14 protein-coding genes and 1 pseudogene are annotated in these 15,167 nt (G+C 67.0%); 11 read left to right on the forward strand and 4 right to left on the reverse strand.

The genetic code is table 11. From position 1 onward, the window contains the following. Positions 1 to 297 precede the first annotated feature (297 nt). From IU448_RS25980 to IU448_RS26005, 6 genes are all read left to right on the forward strand, one after another. The gene (locus IU448_RS25980; protein WP_195058348.1) at positions 298 to 1,101 is read left to right on the forward strand and encodes a DUF5666 domain-containing protein; all 804 of its coding nucleotides are present in this window, start codon (positions 298 to 300) and stop codon (positions 1,099 to 1,101) included. A gap of 65 nt (positions 1,102 to 1,166) precedes the next feature. Further along, a complete protein-coding gene (locus IU448_RS25985; RefSeq protein ID WP_195058349.1) occupies positions 1,167 to 2,234 on the forward strand; it encodes a hypothetical protein in 1,068 nt (355 codons plus the stop codon). Positions 2,235 to 2,359: 125 nt separating this feature from the next. Further along, positions 2,360 to 2,908, forward strand: a complete 549-nt coding sequence (gene pyrE, locus IU448_RS25990) for an orotate phosphoribosyltransferase (protein ID WP_195058350.1) — start codon at positions 2,360 to 2,362, stop codon at positions 2,906 to 2,908. Between the two features lie 81 nt (positions 2,909 to 2,989). Next, positions 2,990 to 4,048 carry a beta-ketoacyl-ACP synthase 3 gene (locus IU448_RS25995; RefSeq protein ID WP_195058629.1) on the forward strand — a complete coding sequence of 353 codons (1,059 nt, stop codon included), beginning with the start codon at positions 2,990 to 2,992 and terminating at the stop codon, positions 4,046 to 4,048. Positions 4,049 to 4,050: 2 nt separating this feature from the next. Beyond that, positions 4,051 to 4,740: a lysoplasmalogenase gene (locus IU448_RS26000; protein ID WP_195058630.1), complete on the forward strand. Its 690-nt coding sequence runs from the start codon at positions 4,051 to 4,053 to the stop codon at positions 4,738 to 4,740. A gap of 166 nt (positions 4,741 to 4,906) precedes the next feature. Continuing rightward, positions 4,907 to 5,221, forward strand: a complete 315-nt coding sequence (locus tag IU448_RS26005; protein ID WP_195058351.1) for a DUF4190 domain-containing protein — start codon at positions 4,907 to 4,909, stop codon at positions 5,219 to 5,221. Between the two features lie 42 nt (positions 5,222 to 5,263). On the opposite strand, the gene IU448_RS26010 is transcribed toward IU448_RS26005, so the two are convergent. Then, on the reverse strand, positions 5,264 to 5,938 hold the full coding sequence (locus IU448_RS26010; RefSeq protein ID WP_195058631.1) for a TrmH family RNA methyltransferase: 675 nt from the start codon (positions 5,936 to 5,938) through the stop codon (positions 5,264 to 5,266). A 497-nt stretch (positions 5,939 to 6,435) separates the two neighbouring features. Here IU448_RS26010 and IU448_RS26015 point away from each other — a divergent pair, with 497 nt between their 5' ends. Then, a complete protein-coding gene (locus IU448_RS26015; RefSeq protein WP_195058632.1) occupies positions 6,436 to 7,527 on the forward strand; it encodes a glycoside hydrolase family 76 protein in 1,092 nt (363 codons plus the stop codon). 96 nt (positions 7,528 to 7,623) lie between these two features. Here the strand turns inward: IU448_RS26015 and IU448_RS26020 are convergent. Together IU448_RS26020 and IU448_RS26025 are read right to left on the reverse strand one after the other, a co-directional pair. Then, positions 7,624 to 8,259: pseudogene (locus tag IU448_RS26020) on the reverse strand (DedA family protein); the annotation flags it as partial. A 30-nt stretch (positions 8,260 to 8,289) separates the two neighbouring features. Beyond that, positions 8,290 to 9,024 (reverse strand): DedA family protein, encoded by a 735-nt coding sequence (locus IU448_RS26025; RefSeq protein WP_416383052.1) that lies wholly within the window; start codon positions 9,022 to 9,024, stop codon positions 8,290 to 8,292. 208 nt (positions 9,025 to 9,232) lie between these two features. Here IU448_RS26025 and fbaA point away from each other — a divergent pair, with 208 nt between their 5' ends. Together fbaA and IU448_RS26035 are read left to right on the forward strand one after the other, a co-directional pair. Beyond that, the gene (gene fbaA / locus IU448_RS26030; RefSeq protein WP_195058352.1) at positions 9,233 to 10,267 is read left to right on the forward strand and encodes a class II fructose-bisphosphate aldolase; all 1,035 of its coding nucleotides are present in this window, start codon (positions 9,233 to 9,235) and stop codon (positions 10,265 to 10,267) included. Between the two features lie 24 nt (positions 10,268 to 10,291). Next, positions 10,292 to 11,407 carry a BTAD domain-containing putative transcriptional regulator gene (locus IU448_RS26035; RefSeq protein ID WP_195058353.1) on the forward strand — a complete coding sequence of 372 codons (1,116 nt, stop codon included), beginning with the start codon at positions 10,292 to 10,294 and terminating at the stop codon, positions 11,405 to 11,407. Positions 11,408 to 11,779: 372 nt separating this feature from the next. Here IU448_RS26035 and IU448_RS26040 read toward each other — a convergent pair whose 3' ends face one another. After that, entirely contained in the window at positions 11,780 to 13,069 is a 1,290-nt protein-coding gene (locus tag IU448_RS26040; RefSeq protein WP_195058354.1) for an adenylosuccinate synthase, read from the reverse strand. A gap of 238 nt (positions 13,070 to 13,307) precedes the next feature. On the opposite strand from IU448_RS26040, the gene IU448_RS26045 reads away from it, so the two are divergent. After that, positions 13,308 to 13,931 carry a hypothetical protein gene (locus IU448_RS26045; RefSeq protein ID WP_324188722.1) on the forward strand — a complete coding sequence of 208 codons (624 nt, stop codon included), beginning with the start codon at positions 13,308 to 13,310 and terminating at the stop codon, positions 13,929 to 13,931. A gap of 109 nt (positions 13,932 to 14,040) precedes the next feature. Beyond that, the gene (locus IU448_RS26050) at positions 14,041 to 14,823 is read left to right on the forward strand and encodes a site-2 protease family protein (protein ID WP_195058634.1); all 783 of its coding nucleotides are present in this window, start codon (positions 14,041 to 14,043) and stop codon (positions 14,821 to 14,823) included. Positions 14,824 to 15,167: the final 344 nt, after the last annotated feature.

Raw genomic sequence — 15,167 nt, forward strand, 5'->3', positions numbered from 1 at the left:
CGCGTGCTGTGCCGCGTGCTGTGCCGCGTGCTGTGCCGCGTGCTGTGCCGCGTGCTGTGCCGCGTGCTGTGCCGCGTGCTGTGCCGCGTGCTGTGCCGCGTGCTGTGCCGCGTGCTGTGCCGCGTGCAGTCTGCAAGGGCTGTATCGAGTGAGTCCGGCCGGGCTGTGATGAGGGCGGAACACCGGCCTGTGCACGAGTTCGCCGAGGTACACGGCGGCCCGCGGTGCGGGTGGAGTGTCGGCATGTTTACGCGCGGGGCCCGAACCGTCGGGGAGATACCGCTTAGTCTGGGTGATATGACCAACCCGAACGATCCCTGGGCACGGCGGCCGGACGACGATCCGACCCAGCGCCTGGGTCAGCCGGGAGAATCGGCGACCGAGAAGCTGCCCACGGCCGATGGGCCGGGCTTCGTGGAGCCGACCACGGCCTACCCGGGTACCGATCCCTACGGCGGCTGGGGGCCGGGGCCCAACCCGACCCGGGAGATGCCGACCTACGACAGTTACGCCTTCGGCAATCCGCAATGGGGGTCGGGCGGGCCGGCCCCGCAGGATCCGTACGGCCAGTCCGGCGGACCACTGCCCGGGCACCCGCAGGAACCGCCGCGGCCGCCGTCGAACAAAACCGGTATCTGGCTCGGGGTCGGCTTGGCCGCCATCGTGCTGATCGGTCTGGCCGGTGCGGGCGCCGGAATGCTGTTCGGTGGTGACGATTCACAGTCCTCCGCCGGTGATACGACGACCACCAGCCGGACGCTCGGCAGGCAGGCCCCGCCGCCGCCCGAGGAATCGTTCCCCGAGTTACCGCCTCTGCCGGGCGACCCGGGTATGCCCGATTCCGGTGATCCGAACGCGGGCGGCACCACCATGGGCACGATCAGTTCCAACAGCGGTGGCACACTGACGCTCAGCACTCTCACCGGTAGCGAGGTCACGGTGCATACGACCGAGGACACCCAGGTGATCTCGCTGGCGGGCGCCACGGTCGACGCGCTGCCCGCCGGGGATCTGGTGATCGTGCAGGGGCAGAAGAGCCCGGACGGGTCCATTCAGGCCGAGGTGATCATCAGCACCGCCCTCGACGGGGGCGGCCGATGAGAAAACCGCGGCGCGCAGTGTGGGTGCCCGGCATTACGCCGGGCGGGTGGATAGGCTAGGCGACGATGACGGCAATATGGTTCGGGCTGGCGGCAATCACCCTCGCGGGTGCGATCGTGCTGCTCTACTTCGACCGGCGCCAGCGGCAGCGGACCGGTCATGCGCGCCAGGTGTGGGCGAAAGCCCAGGGATACACCTATGTATCGGTGGAACCCGCGCTTGCTTCGACTTGGCGGCGCGGTGCGCTGGCCAAGCTCGGATACCTGACGGCGGTCGATGTGGTGACCGGTATCCGCAAGGGCGAGAAATTCGTGCTGCTGGATCTGGAGGATTCCGCGACGCTGGTCGCGGTACGCCGGCAGATCGGCTCGGATATCGACGTCGATATGCGGGTGAAGACGATGAATCCGCCCAAGGACGCCGATCTGGAACTGCTCGGCGCCATCGGTGACCGGGTGGTGTTCGCGACCAACCCGGAGATCGCCCGGCACGCGGTGGACCAGCGGATGGTCGCGTTCATCGAATCGCTGTCCGATACCGTGCAGATGCTGTGGAGCGAGGGCAACTGGACTCTCGGCATGCTCCCCGTCGGCACGGCCGCCAAGGACTGGGAAACCGGTATCGACGCCGTTCTGCGGTTGTCCGGTCTGCTGCACGTACTGCCGCCGGTGACCGAGAACCGCAATGAGGACCCCGAGCCCCGCCCGGCGCATCCCCGGGCCCGGATCCGTTCGGCGGAATACGACGACGACGCACCGGACGGCCCGGACGACGATTACGACGATTACGACGAGTACCCCGACGACGGCGACGGCGACTACGGTCACCCGGGGCCCGGCGTCCGTTATCGGCGTGATGTTCCGGAAGATGCCGCGGACTCCGGTGAGCGGAACACCGCCGGTGACGAGGAATCGCCCCGCCGGCCGAGTCTGGCCGTGGTGCCCGATGCCCGGCCCGCGAACCGCGCACCGCGTCCCGAACCGGCGGGTGCGCGGTCCGGCCGGACAGATGAACCGGATCGGCCCGCCCCGGACCGCCGCGATTCCGCCGCCGACGACGAGAACGCCCCCCGGTTGCCGGGTGGGCCCTTCCACCCCGGTTTCCGCCCCTACCAGGGGCCGGTGCCGCAGTAGCTCCGCGATGACTCGCGACCTGCGGTAACCGTCACGGCGGCGTCCCCGTATCCTGCTCGCAGGGCGCCGAGCATGCGCCGCGACCGAACTCGCCGCGACTCGCCTCCACGGGCGGAAGGACACCGATGATCGAGCAGGCAACGACCGACCGGGATGTCTTGGCCGGGCTGGTGCGCGATTTAGCCGTCGTGCACGGCAAGGTGACATTGTCCTCCGGAAAAGAGGCCGATTACTACGTCGATCTGCGACGGGCGACCCTGCACCATCGCGCCGGGCCGCTGATCGGGAAACTGCTGCGGGAACTGGTTGCCGATTGGGATTTCGACGCGGTCGGCGGGCTCACCATGGGCGCCGATCCGGTCGCGCTGGCCGTGATGCACGCCCCGGGCCGGCCCATCGACGCCTTCGTGGTGCGCAAGGCCGCGAAAACCCACGGAATGCAACGGCAGATCGAGGGACCGGACGTGGTGGGCAAACGGGTGCTGGTCGTGGAGGACACCACGACCACCGGTAATTCCCCGCTGACTGCCGTGCGTGCGTTGCGTGAGGTGGGCGCGACGGTGGTCGGAGTGGCCACTGTGGTCGACCGGGAAACCGGCGCGGATCGCGTGATCGCCGACGAAGGTCTGCCCTATCGCTCCATACTCGGTCTGAAGGATCTGGCACTGGGCTGAACCGACGGGCTGTTCGACGTCGCATCCGGCTCCGTTAGCCTGGGAATCCGTCAGAACTGTGAGTGAAGGGTCGTGAGCGTCGTGGTGAGCATTGCCGGCAAAAAGGGGCACGACAACGTCGCGATGCTCGGAATCGGTGCCTACCGGCCGCAGCGCGTGGTCAGCAACGATGAGGTGTGCCAGGTGCTGGACTCCTCGGACGAATGGATTTTCGAGCGCAGCGGTATCCGCAACCGGCGCTGGATCAGCGGTGACGAATCGCTGCGGTCGATCTCCGTGGCGGCCGGCGGGCGGGCGCTGCGCAACAGCGGCGTGGACCCCTCGCGGATCGGCGCGCTGATCCTGGCCACCTCCAGCTGGCCGATGCTGACCCCGCACGGTGCTCCGATCGTCGCCAGTGATCTGGGGATGAACGGTATTCCCGCCTTCGATCTCACCTCCGGCTGCGGTGGATTCGGCTACGGGCTCGGTGTGGCCGCGGATATGATCCGCGCCGGTTCCGCGGAATACGTACTGCTCATCGGCGCCGAAACGATGACCATCGGGATCGACCCCACCGACCGGGGCACGGCTTTCATCTTCGGTGACGGCGCGGGCGCGGTGGTGATCGGGCCGAGCGAGGAGAACGGGATCTCGCCGACGGTCTGGGGCAGCGACGGCGAGAACGCCGAGGCGATCAAACAGGACGTCAACTTCGTCGATTACATGCAGCGGGCGCAGGACCTGCAGGGCACCGATCCCGAAGTGGAGCCGGTCGGCCGGATGTCGCTGCGGATGGAGGGGCCCCGGGTTTTCCGCTGGGCGGCCGTCACGTTGCCGCGTGCGCTGTCCACCGCACTGGATATGGCCGGGGTATCCAAGGACGATATCGAGGTTTTCATCCCGCATCAGGCCAATGCCCGGATCAACGAGCTGATGAAGAAGAACCTGGGCCTGGCCGAGGACATCCCGATGGCGGGCGATATCGAGAACACCGGGAACACTTCCGCTGCCTCGATTCCGCTGGCTATGGAGGAGATGCTCGCCACCGGTAAGGCCAAGGGCGGTCAGCTGGCACTGCTGCTCGGTTTCGGTGCGGGGCTCAGCTATGCGGGCCAGGTCGTGACCCTGCCGCCGGCTCCCGCCGAGGCGAGCCTGTAGTGATGCGGCCTTTCCGCGCGGGCTATCTGGTCGCGACCGCCGTCACCGTGGCGGGTGCGCTGACCGGCCGGCAATCGTTGCAGTGGGCGGCGAAACCACTGATGATGCCGTTGCTGGCGGCCGATATCGCCACCAGCACAGCGGATATCGCACCACCGGAGCGGACCCTGCTGCTGGGTTCGCTCGGCGCTGCGACTGTCGGTGATGTGCTGCTCATCGAACCCGACGACGATCGCCGGCTGATCGCCGGTGCCTCGTCGTTCGCGGTCATGCAAACCGGATACGCGGCGCTGTGGTGGCGTCGCGGCGCACGGCCCCGAGCGAATACTGTCGTTCCACGCGTACTGGCCTGGGCCGGCGCCGCCGGGATGCTGCGAACCAAAGCCCCCGCACTCGCCGCACCGTTGAGCGCCTACGGCCTCACCCTGGGCAGCGCCGCGGTCCTGGCGTCCGATCCGGCGCTGGCGCCGGGCGCGAAAAACCTTGCCGGACTCACCGTTCCCGATACGGATCCGCGCAGCCGGCTCGGTCTGGGCGCACTGCTGTTCACGGTTTCCGACGGTCTCATCGTGGTCCGGCGGCTGTTCGCCCGCGGGCAGCGGTCACGCCGTATTCTCGAGGGAATCATTCTGGCGTCCTACGGTGGCGCCCAATTCCTGCTCACCGACCCGCGGGCGCATACGCGCCGCTGAGCCGTAGACGCGTGGTACGGCGGTTGGTGTTGGGCCGATGGTGGGTGGATGACCTTGGGCCGGAGGCGAATCGGTTATACCGAGCCGGGAAGCGACGGGCGGTACCGAGCCGTCGACTGCGAATTTCCGGTCGTGTGGGGTTGCCCGGTGCGGTTACTATCCACGCATGAGTTACCCCACCCCGCCGCCCGGGTACGGATATCCCGGATACGGTCCGCCGCCGCCGGATCATCCGCAGACGACCACCGTGCTCGTTCTCGGGATCGTCAGCCTGTTCTGTGCGATCTGCGGGCCGTTCGCGTGGGTGATGGGTAAGAAGGCGCTCAACGAGATCGACGCTTCCGGCGGCACCGTCGGTGGTCGTAGCAATGTGATGATCGGTTATGTGCTCGGCATCGTCACATCGGTCGTGCTGATCCTGTATCTGCTGGCCGTTGTCTTCTTCATCGTGGTGGCGGTCATCGGGGCGGCGTCGGCCTGATAGCCGTCCGCCCGGTCTGCAACGAGCCGGGGCTCGGTTGTCTCACCAGGCGGTGGTGAGGTCGGCGTGCTGCCGGATCCAGGTGTGCATGGCGATACCCGCCGCAACACCTGCATTGATGCTGCGGGTGGACCCGAATTGGGCGATGGAGACGGTGAGTACCGCGGCATCGCGGGCGCCGTCGCTCACCCCGGGGCCCTCTTGGCCGAACAGCAGCAGGCAGCGGCGCGGTAGGCGCACCGTTTCCAGCGGAACCGAGCCCGGCACGTTGTCCACCGCGACCACGCTCAGATCTTCGGCGGTGGTGAATTCCAGCAGTGCGTCGATATCGGGATGGTGCACGATGTGCTGGTAGCGGTCGGTGACCATGGCGCCGCGGCGGTTCCAGCGGCGGCGGCCGACGATATGTACCGCACCGGCCGCGAAGGCGTTGGCGGTGCGCACCACGGTGCCGATATTCGCGTCGTGCCCGAAATTCTCGATCGCGATATGGAAGGGGTGTCGGCGCCGGTCGATATCGGCGACGATCGCCTCCCGGGTCCAGTACCGGTACGCGTCGACCACATTGCGGCGATCGCCTTCCGCGAGCAGAACCGGATCGAGCCGGTCGTCCTCCGGCGGCGGCCCGGTGTGCTCGTCGTTCCACGGACCGACTCCGTGCGGGTGTTCGCCCCATTCCGTGGGTCCGGATTCGGTCTCGCTGGGTTCGGCTGCCATATCGTCGTCGTGCCCGGCGGCTTCGGGTGCCGGTGCGACCGCCGCGGTGGCCTCGGTCGGGCGATGGTCGGGGCCGGGGCCGGCCGATGGCGCTGCGTTCGTCACGGCACGATCGTAGTTCGGTGCACTGAGTCGGCCGCCGTTCGGCCTGGTCCGGTCGGAATTGCCTGTGCCGACGCGATTTACCGTGGGACGCTTTATCGGTGCGAGAAGCCGCGTTGTGGAAACCAGCGTGTGTCAACCCCTCTTTACATAGCAGAAATGCATTGCTCTGTGCTCTGTCCGGCGGTAATTCGCCTGGGAAACGACGTGAGGACGGGGGAATCGAACGGTTCCGCCTCGACTCGGTAACAATTGAGCGGCGGGAATTCCGTTTTTCCTGGCAATATGGGTGCATGACCTCGCCCAGCGACGATCTCGACGTTCCCCGGCGCGTGGCCGGGCAACAGCGCAGGCCGCAGGGCAACCCCGCGACACTCTGGGCCGACCGCGCCGATATGGCCGAGGCCGCCATCGTGTCGCGGCATATCCAGCCGGTGTGGCTGCTGCCCGGTACCGCACTCGGCGTGGTGGGCTGGCCCGCCACCCGGCGGGAACGTTTCTTTCTGACCTGGCATTACTGGTGGCAGGCCCACCTCATCGATTGCGCCGTCGACGCGGCCAATCGCGCACCGACGATCGAACGGCGTAAACGGATCAGGGCATTGGTCCGATCGCATCGATTGCGCAATATCACCGGCTGGACCAATCGCTACTTCGACGATATGGCCTGGTTGGCCATTGCCCTGGAACGGGCGGCGCGGATACAGGACAACGACGAGGCGCGCGGCGGCCTGGGGCCGCTCGAACAGAAACTGTTCGGTGCGTGGGACCCGGCAGTCGGCGGCGGTATTCCGTGGCGCGCCGGGGACGATTTCTACAATGCGCCGGCCAACGGCCCGGCCGGTATCGCGCTCTCGCGGCTGGGCCGCTACGAGCGGGCCGCCGAAATGGCCGACTGGATCGATACCACGCTGCGTGATCCGGAAACCGGTTTGATCTTCGACGGTATCCATCTCCCCTCCGGCACGCTCGAGAAAACCTTCTACACCTACTGCCAGGGAGTTGTGCTCGGACTGGAGACCGAACTCGCGGTGCACACCGGCGACCCGATCCATCTCGACCGGGTCCACCGCCTGCTCGACGCCGTGGAGCAGAACCTCACCAATCTCGATTGTGTGGTCCGCGGCGGTTCCGGCGGCGACGGCGGACTGTTCAACGGGATCCTCATCCGCTACCTCGCGCTCGTCGCGCTCATGCTCCCCGGCTCCGAACACGAGCAGCTGGCGGACCGCCGGATCGCGGCCCGGATCGTCAAGGAGTCGGCGGCCGCGGCCTGGGCCAACCGGCTCGACGTGGAGGGCGAGCCGCTGTTCGGGCACGATTGGACCCGCTCGGCCCAATTGCCCGGTGGTACCGCGGGCGCCGGTGGCCTCAATGCGAACGGCGCGGTGACCTCCTCCCGGGTCGCCGAACGCGACCTATCGGTGCAGCTCTCGGGTTGGATGCTCATGGAGGCTGCTCATATGGTCACCGCGGCGGGGCTGTAGCTCCCACCGTTGCGCGCCGGTGCCGTACGAGCGCGGCAGGGGCGCGCATTGTCCGCCGCCCAGCGCGGGCAGCGGCGTCGTGTCGGCGGTAGCGGAATCCACTTCGAAATCCTCGACGGGCTGAGCCATTTCGTGCCGGTACTGCCGGATTCCGATAACCGTGCCCACGATCAGGAAAACCACCAGCGATCCGGTCACGATGGGCATCAACCAAGAGAACTGCAGAATGAAATTACCGGCGTAATAGCCCATCAGCAGCAGGACCGGCGCCCAGATGATCGCGCCGATGGTGCTGGCGACGGTATAGCGGCGGTGATCCATTTCGGCGGCGCCCGCCACCATCGGGCACAACGTGCGCACCCACGGAATCCATCGGGCGATGAGCACCGCGAAGAAGCCGTGCCGTTGCAGCAGTTCCGCCACCCTGGTCAGATTCTGAGTGTTGATATAGCGCCCGTTCTTCCGGGCGACGAGTTGGTGCCCGGTTCTGCGCCCGACGACATAGCCGACCTGGTTGCCGGCGATCGCGGCGACCATCGCCCCCGCCGACAGCAGCCATACCTGGCTTTCCCCGCTCGAATGCGAGGCCATCACTATCCCGGCGGTGAGCAGCATGGAATCACCGGGCAGGAAGAGCCCGAGGATGAATGCGCATTCCAGGAAGACGAAGGTCAGGACCACGGTCCAGACCAGCGCCGGACCGGCGGAGATCAAAGGATCGAAACTGCCCATCGCGTAGGGCTCGGCCGAGGCGGACACCACTTACCGTACGGGGATCTCGTTCGTGCCGGCCGTCGCGTGGTTCGGCACAACCGGCAGGGGCATGGTGCTGGTGACCGGGTCCGGGTCCACGGCCGGCAGTTCGGCGGTGGAGACCAGGCCGGCGCCCGGCGTGATCTCGGCCTTGCGGTTGGTCAGCTTCTTGGCCACCGCGCTGATCCCCGGCAGGATCGAGACGAAAACGATGAGCAGGAAGATGCCCTCGACGTGGTCGCGGATGAAGGCCACATTTCCCAGGAAATACCCGAGTACGGTCACACCGCCGCCCCAGGCGACGGCGCCGACGATATCGAAGGCGACATAACGCCGGTAGCTCATCTTCGACACCCCGGCGAGTACCGGCATGAAGGTCCGGACGATCGGGACGAAGCGGGCCAGGATGATCGTTTTCGGTCCGTGCTTTTCGAAGAATTCGTGCGTTTCGGTCACGTAACTCTTCTTGAAGAAACGAGTGTCTTCTTTGTTGAACAGGGCCGGACCGATGGCCCGGCCGATCCAGTAACCACACTGGTCACCGGCGAAGGCGATGAAGGTTACCGCGGGAAGCAGGACCCAGATCGAAACCGGAGGATTTTCCTGCGCTGCCAGCAGACCACCGGTGAACAGCAGCGAATCGCCGGGCAGCAGCGGGAACAGCAGACCCGTCTCGATGAAGACGATCACCAAAATGGCCGGTAGCACCGCGTTCTTCAGCCAGGTTTCGGTCAACAGGTGCATCGGGTCGAGCAGTTCGGTCAGAGCCAGATTGCTCGTCACCGCGTCGGTAGCTGCCAGCGCAATCACCCGGCCCACAGTACCGGTTACCACCGGGCCCGCAGGGTGCAGCGGCGCAAACAATCCCCTTATACCGGATGGAATCCGTCTGGCTTAGGGTATGTGGAGAAACAGACAATCCCGTCTGCCGCACTACACGGAGGTCTTCACAGTGCCGATCGCGACTCCGGAGGTCTACGCCGAGATGCTCGGTCAGGCCAAGGCGAACTCTTTTGCCTTCCCGGCCATCAACTGCACATCGTCGGAGACGATCAACGCGGCGATCAAGGGTTTCGCCGAGGCGGGCAGTGACGGGATCATCCAGTTCTCCACCGGTGGCGCGGAATTCGGTTCCGGCCAGGGTGTGAAGGATATGGTCACCGGTGCTGTCGCGCTGGCCGAGTTCGCGCATGTGGTGGCCGAGAAGTACGGCGTCACCATCGCGCTGCACACCGACCACTGCCCCAAGGACAAGCTGGACGGTTTCGTCCGCCCACTGCTGGCCATCTCCCAGGAACGGGTGAACGCGGGGAAGAACCCGCTGTTCCAGTCGCATATGTGGGACGGTTCGGCGGTTCCGATCGACGAGAACCTGTCGATCGCCCAGGAGCTGCTGTCCGCCGCGACCGCCGCGAAGATCATCCTCGAGGTCGAGATCGGCGTCGTCGGCGGTGAGGAGGACGGCGTCGAGGCCGAGATCAACGAGAAGCTCTACACCTCGCCCGCGGATTTCGAGAAGACCATCGACGCGCTCGGCGCCGGTGAGAAGGGCAAGTACCTGCTCGCCGCCACCTTCGGCAACGTGCACGGGGTCTACAAGCCCGGCAATGTGGTGCTCAAGCCCGAGGTGCTGGCCGAGGGCCAGAAGGTCGCCGCCGCCAAGCTCGGCCTGGGCGCCGACGCACAGCCCTTCGATTTCGTCTTCCACGGTGGTTCCGGTTCGCTGAAATCGGAGATCGACGATTCGTTGCGCTACGGCGTGGTGAAGATGAACGTCGACACCGATACCCAGTACGCCTTCACCCGGCCCATCGCCGCCCATATGTTCAGCAACTACGACGGTGTGCTGAAGATCGACGGCGAGGTCGGCAACAAGAAGACCTACGATCCGCGCAGCTACCTGAAGAAGGCCGAGCTCTCGATGGCGGCCCGCGTGGTGCAGGCCTGCGAGGATCTGCGCTCCGCGGGACGTTCGATCAGTGCCTGATCACGCCGTCGCGCCCACTGCGAGATGACGCTCGATCTGCGTGTGCTGGGGCCCGTACGACTGTCGGTCGGCGGTGAGCCGGTCGCCGTCGGCGGGCCCAAACCGCGAGCGCTGCTGGCCGCGCTCGCGGTGAACCGGCGTCGCGCCGTGGCCTCGGCGACCCTGGCCGATATGGTCTGGAACGAGGCGCCGCCGGACGCCTACGCCGCCAGCCTGCAGGTATTCGTCTCCAATATCCGTAAGGCATTGCGGAATTCGGGGGTTGATCCGGCCGCGGTATTGCGCACGGAATCCGCCGGGTACCGGCTCGAGATCGCCGACGATGCCTGCGATCTCGGCCGGTTCGAGGCCGCCCGGGACGCGGGCAACCGCGCCGCGGGCGCCGGGGATCACGCGTCGGCGTCGCGGTTGTTCGGCACGGCGTTGCGGGAGTGGAACGGCCGCGCCCTCTCGGATCTGGCCGGTCTGGGTTTCGCGGACGGTTTCGCCACCGCGATGGAAGAAGAACGACTGCTGGCGGTTTCGGCGCGTTTCGATGCCGAGATCGCGTGCGGCCGGGCCGCCGCGGTGATCGGCGAACTGGTCGCGCTGACCAATGAGCATCCGCTGCGCGAACCGCTGTGGGGGCAGCTCATCACCGCGCTGTATCTGTCCGAACGGCATGCCGACGCGCTCGAGGCCTGCCGGCGGGTGCGTACGGTGCTGGCCGAGGAACTCGGGATCGACCCCGGTCCCGCCCTGGTCGAACTGGAGCGCCGGGTGCTGCGGCAGGAGCCGCTGAACACCGTGGAGTTCAAAACCGCCGAGCGGATGGCCGCCGCGATGACCGATACGGTCACCGAGGTACCGCGTTCGGTCCGCAGCGGACAGTTGCGGTTGCCGGACGGGCGGCTGGTGCTGGTCGCGCACGGTGGTTTCCGGATCGGCCGGATGACCGACAACGATCTGATCCTCGACGATCCCAAGGCCAGCCGCTATCACGCCCAGATCAAACTCGGCCGGGCCGGTCTGCTGATCGAGGATCTGGATTCGGCGAACGGGGTCTACGTCAACGAGCAGCCGATAGAATCCGCGCTGTTAGCCGACGGCGACGCGATCCGAATAGGAACAACTATCCTGGCTTTCCAAGCCGTACGCTGACTCACCACCCCAAACTGTTCACCTCCCCGGGGTGGGGCCCGCCCGGTTCTGGAGCGACAGAGCGGGGGAGCGAAGCGGAGGAGCGTCGGAGTGAAGAACCGGGCCCGAGAGGGCCCCACCCTCGAGCCGCGGAGCGGCTCCAAAATTACCGCCCGTCCCTTCACGGACCATTTATTCCGTCGGCAAGGTCGACAGAGACCTCGCCTCCACTCAGCAGCACAGGTGAACAGTCCCGACTCACCCACCGTGATCGCACCTCTTGGATGCTTCACCGCGAGCTCCGGCCCCCTGTTCTCGCACGAGTGCCGGTCGACCGTCGCCGCCGCGCGAGTGTCCACCCTGTCCCCGGCTCATCCGGGCGAGCTCCGGCTCCTACCCCAGTACGTCGTGGCGGACGATCGTTTCCTCACGCCCCGGCCCGACGCCGATGCAGGAGATCCGCGCGCCGGACAGTTCCTCGAGCCGGTGCACGTATGCCTGCGCGTTGGCGGGCAACTCCTCGAAGGTGCGGGCCCCGGAGATGTCCTCCCACCAGCCCGGCATCTCCTCGTAGATCGGTTTGGCGTGATGGAATCCGGTCTGGGTGGTCGGCATCTGCTCGACCCGTTCGCCGTCCACCTCGTAGGCCACGCAGATCGGGACCCGGTCCAGGCTGGACAGTACGTCGAGTTTGGTGAGGAAGTAGTCGGTGATGCCGTTGACCCGGGTCGCGTAGCGGGCGATCACCGCGTCGAACCAGCCGCAGCGGCGGGCCCGGCCGGTGGTCACGCCCACCTCGCCGCCGGCTTTCGCCAGGTAGGCGCCCGATTCGTCGAACAGTTCGGTCGGGAACGGGCCGGAGCCCACCCGGGTGGTGTAGCACTTGAGGATGCCCAGCACCGTGCCGATCTGGTTGGGGCCGATACCGGCGCCCACCGCGGCACCGCCGGCGGTCGGGTTGGAGGAGGTGACGTAGGGGTAGGTGCCGTGGTCGACGTCGAGCAGTGTGCCCTGCGAGCCTTCCAGCAGCACCGTCTCGCCGCGTTCGAGTGCCAGATTGAGTTCGAGCCGGGTATCGCTGATCCGGTGCGCGAATTTCTCCGCCTGTGTCAGCACCTCGTCGACCACCTGCTGCGGTTCGAGCGCGCGGCGGTTGTAGATCTTCACCAGCACCTGGTTCTTGAACTCGAGCGCCGCCTCCACCTTCTGGGTGAGGATCTTCTCGTCGAGTACATCGGCCACCCGCACCCCGACGCGCGCCACTTTGTCCTGGTAGCAGGGGCCGATACCGCGGCCGGTGGTGCCGATCTTGTTGTTGCCGAGGAACCGCTCGGTGACCTTATCGATGGCCACGTGGTACGGCATGATCAGGTGGGCATCGGCGGAGAGCAATAGGCCGGAGGTGTCGACATCGCGCTCCTCCAATCCCGCGAGCTCGTCCAGTAACACGCCTGGGTCGACCACGACACCGTTGCCGATGACGTTGCGGACCCCGGGGGTCAGGATTCCGGAGGGGATGAGGTGCAGTGCGAAGTTGTCCCCGTTGGGCAGCACCACGGTATGGCCGGCGTTGTTGCCGCCCTGGTACCGCACCACCCACTGCACCCGGCCACCGAGTAGATCGGTGGCTTTGCCCTTGCCCTCGTCGCCCCACTGGGCGCCGATGAGGACGATTGCCGGCATGGTCGTGTCTCCTACGGGTCGACGCGCAACACGCACCTCGTGCTGCGGCTACCTGCCGTAAACGGGGAGGAAGCCGGGAGCACAGTCTACTCGAGGCACCGGAAGCCGCCGGGAACGCCCGTTGCACCAGGCCCGTTGTGCGAGTCGGCGCGGCCTACCCTCTACACTCGTGAGTGACCGGTCCGAGGAGGGTGTTGGGCGTTTGAGTACCCATGTTCTCCGCTGTGCCGATGCTCCGGTGCCTATTGCGCTCGCTGCCCAGCCCACCAGCCAAACCGCGGCTGTTCCGGATACCGCGCTGATCGACGAGCTGTTGCCGGTGCTGGCAGCGGATAGTTTGCCGCGGCTGATTGTGCTCGGTGACGATGCCGCGCTGGCGGCGGTCCTCACCCATCTGATGCGGACCGAACGTCTGCACGTGGAGGTGGGCTATGTGCCGCCCGACCACACCTATGCGGCACGGGCCTATCAGCTCGGCACCGGGAGTGCTGCGGCGCGCCGCGCGCTGGAAGGTAAGGCCGAAGAAGTACCGCTGATCCGGGACGACACCGGCACGGTGCTGGTGGGCCGGGCCAAGATCACCGGCGTGAACGGAACGCCGCTGACCGGCGAGGCATACGTGGACGAGACTCGGCTGTTCTCCGGCGAGGTCCGGGCGATGTTCGTTACCCCGACCCTCGAGCTGCCCGGTGTCCGGGCCGGTGTGCCGCGCCGTTTCCGGCGCCGGCGCTGGACCGCCGGCCGCGCTGCCCAGCTCGGTACGCCCGGGGCCGTGATCGATCGTGACGGTGTGCAGAGCGACCGGACGGTGCCGCGGTCGAGCTTCTACCGGCACCACGAACCCTGGTTGCTGGTTCGATGAACAGTCACCGCCCGGATACCGGTGATGCGGTCGCAGTGCCGATCGGGATCGGCCGCGGGCGTTTCCCGCAGGCTCGACCGGCGGTGGTTCCGGTATCCGGTGCGAGGCGATCGTGAGCGGGGGCGTCACGGCGCTTCGCCGCGGTGCGGTACGGCCCAGCCCGGTTTTCCTGCTTGTCTTGCTGCTGGCGGTGGCCGGCGGTGCGCTCGCCTGGAATGCGGAACTGGATTCGGCCTGGGCGAAGGCCGGTGTTTTCGTCCTGGTCGTCTTCGGCTGGGTGGTGAGCTTGTGTTTGCATGAATTCGCCCATGCTTACCTCGCCTGGCGGGCCGGGGACCGCGAAGTGGAATTGCGCGGGTATCTGACGCTGAACCCGCTCAAATACAGCCATCCGCTGCTGTCGATCGTGCTGCCGATGGTGTTCATCGCGCTCGGCGGTATCGGGCTGCCCGGCGGAGCCGTGTACATCCACGCCCATCGGGTGCCGCCGCGGACCCAGCGGCTGATCAGCGCCGCGGGACCGGCGGTGAACGCGCTGTGCGCGGTGGTGCTGCTGCTGATCGTGCGGTTGTTCGGTAGCGCGCAGGAGAACGCGGCATTCTGGTTCGGGCTGAGTTTTCTGGCGTTCCTCCAGGTGACAGCGACGCTGTTGAATCTGCTGCCGATTCCCGGCCTGGACGGATATGGGATCGTTGAGCCATCGCTCAGCTATCAGACGCGTCGCGGTCTGGACCAGTTCAAACCGTTCGGAATGCTCATCCTGTTCGCGCTGCTGTTCACCCCGGCGATCAACCAGGTGTTCTTCGATGCGGTCTACGCCCTGTACGACTTCTCCGGGGTCTCGGAGCAATGGTCCCGGTACGGCGGATACCTGACCCGGTTCTGGGCGTAGCCCGGCCACCCGGATGACGGGCGCCGCAACCCGCGCGCCCGAAATACCCGGAATAAGCTGGGCCCGCCCGGCGCGGCTCCGGCCGGACGGGCCCGGATACCCCGCCCGGGCCGGCGTCCGGGTATCCAAACGTCCGGTGCGCGGCAGCGCCGTCCGTCGGCAACGCGGCGTACGGGTGGGGTCCCGTCCGAACCGGCACGACCCGGTTCGAACATGTTTCACATTAGTTGAGTGCGGTACGCGGCGGCACGGGTAGTCCACTACTCGGAAAGCCGGTGCTCCCGGGCGGCCGGGTACGCAGGCGTACGAGGTACCACCGATCGGACGGGGCCGGCGAATCCCGA

The organism is Nocardia flavorosea, from assembly GCF_015477805.1.
GTDB lineage: Bacteria > Actinomycetota > Actinomycetes > Mycobacteriales > Mycobacteriaceae > Nocardia > Nocardia flavorosea_A.

What these genes read in the sequence shown, in the direction of transcription:
- IU448_RS25980 (WP_195058348.1), top strand. Translation starts at nt 298, where the DNA reads ATGACCAACCCGAACGATCCCTGGGCACGGCGGCCGGACGACGATCCG.
- IU448_RS25985 (WP_195058349.1), top strand. Translation starts at nt 1,167, where the DNA reads ATGACGGCAATATGGTTCGGGCTGGCGGCAATCACCCTCGCGGGTGCG.
- pyrE (WP_195058350.1), top strand. Translation starts at nt 2,360, where the DNA reads ATGATCGAGCAGGCAACGACCGACCGGGATGTCTTGGCCGGGCTGGTG.
- IU448_RS26000 (WP_195058630.1), top strand. Translation starts at nt 4,051, where the DNA reads ATGCGGCCTTTCCGCGCGGGCTATCTGGTCGCGACCGCCGTCACCGTG.
- IU448_RS26005 (WP_195058351.1), top strand. Translation starts at nt 4,907, where the DNA reads ATGAGTTACCCCACCCCGCCGCCCGGGTACGGATATCCCGGATACGGT.
- IU448_RS26010 (WP_195058631.1), bottom strand. Translation starts at nt 5,938, where the DNA reads ATGGCAGCCGAACCCAGCGAGACCGAATCCGGACCCACGGAATGGGGC.
- IU448_RS26015 (WP_195058632.1), top strand. Translation starts at nt 6,436, where the DNA reads ATGGCCGAGGCCGCCATCGTGTCGCGGCATATCCAGCCGGTGTGGCTG.
- IU448_RS26025 (WP_416383052.1), bottom strand. Translation starts at nt 9,024, where the DNA reads ATGCACCTGTTGACCGAAACCTGGCTGAAGAACGCGGTGCTACCGGCC.
- IU448_RS26035 (WP_195058353.1), top strand. Translation starts at nt 10,292, where the DNA reads ATGACGCTCGATCTGCGTGTGCTGGGGCCCGTACGACTGTCGGTCGGC.
- IU448_RS26040 (WP_195058354.1), bottom strand. Translation starts at nt 13,069, where the DNA reads ATGCCGGCAATCGTCCTCATCGGCGCCCAGTGGGGCGACGAGGGCAAG.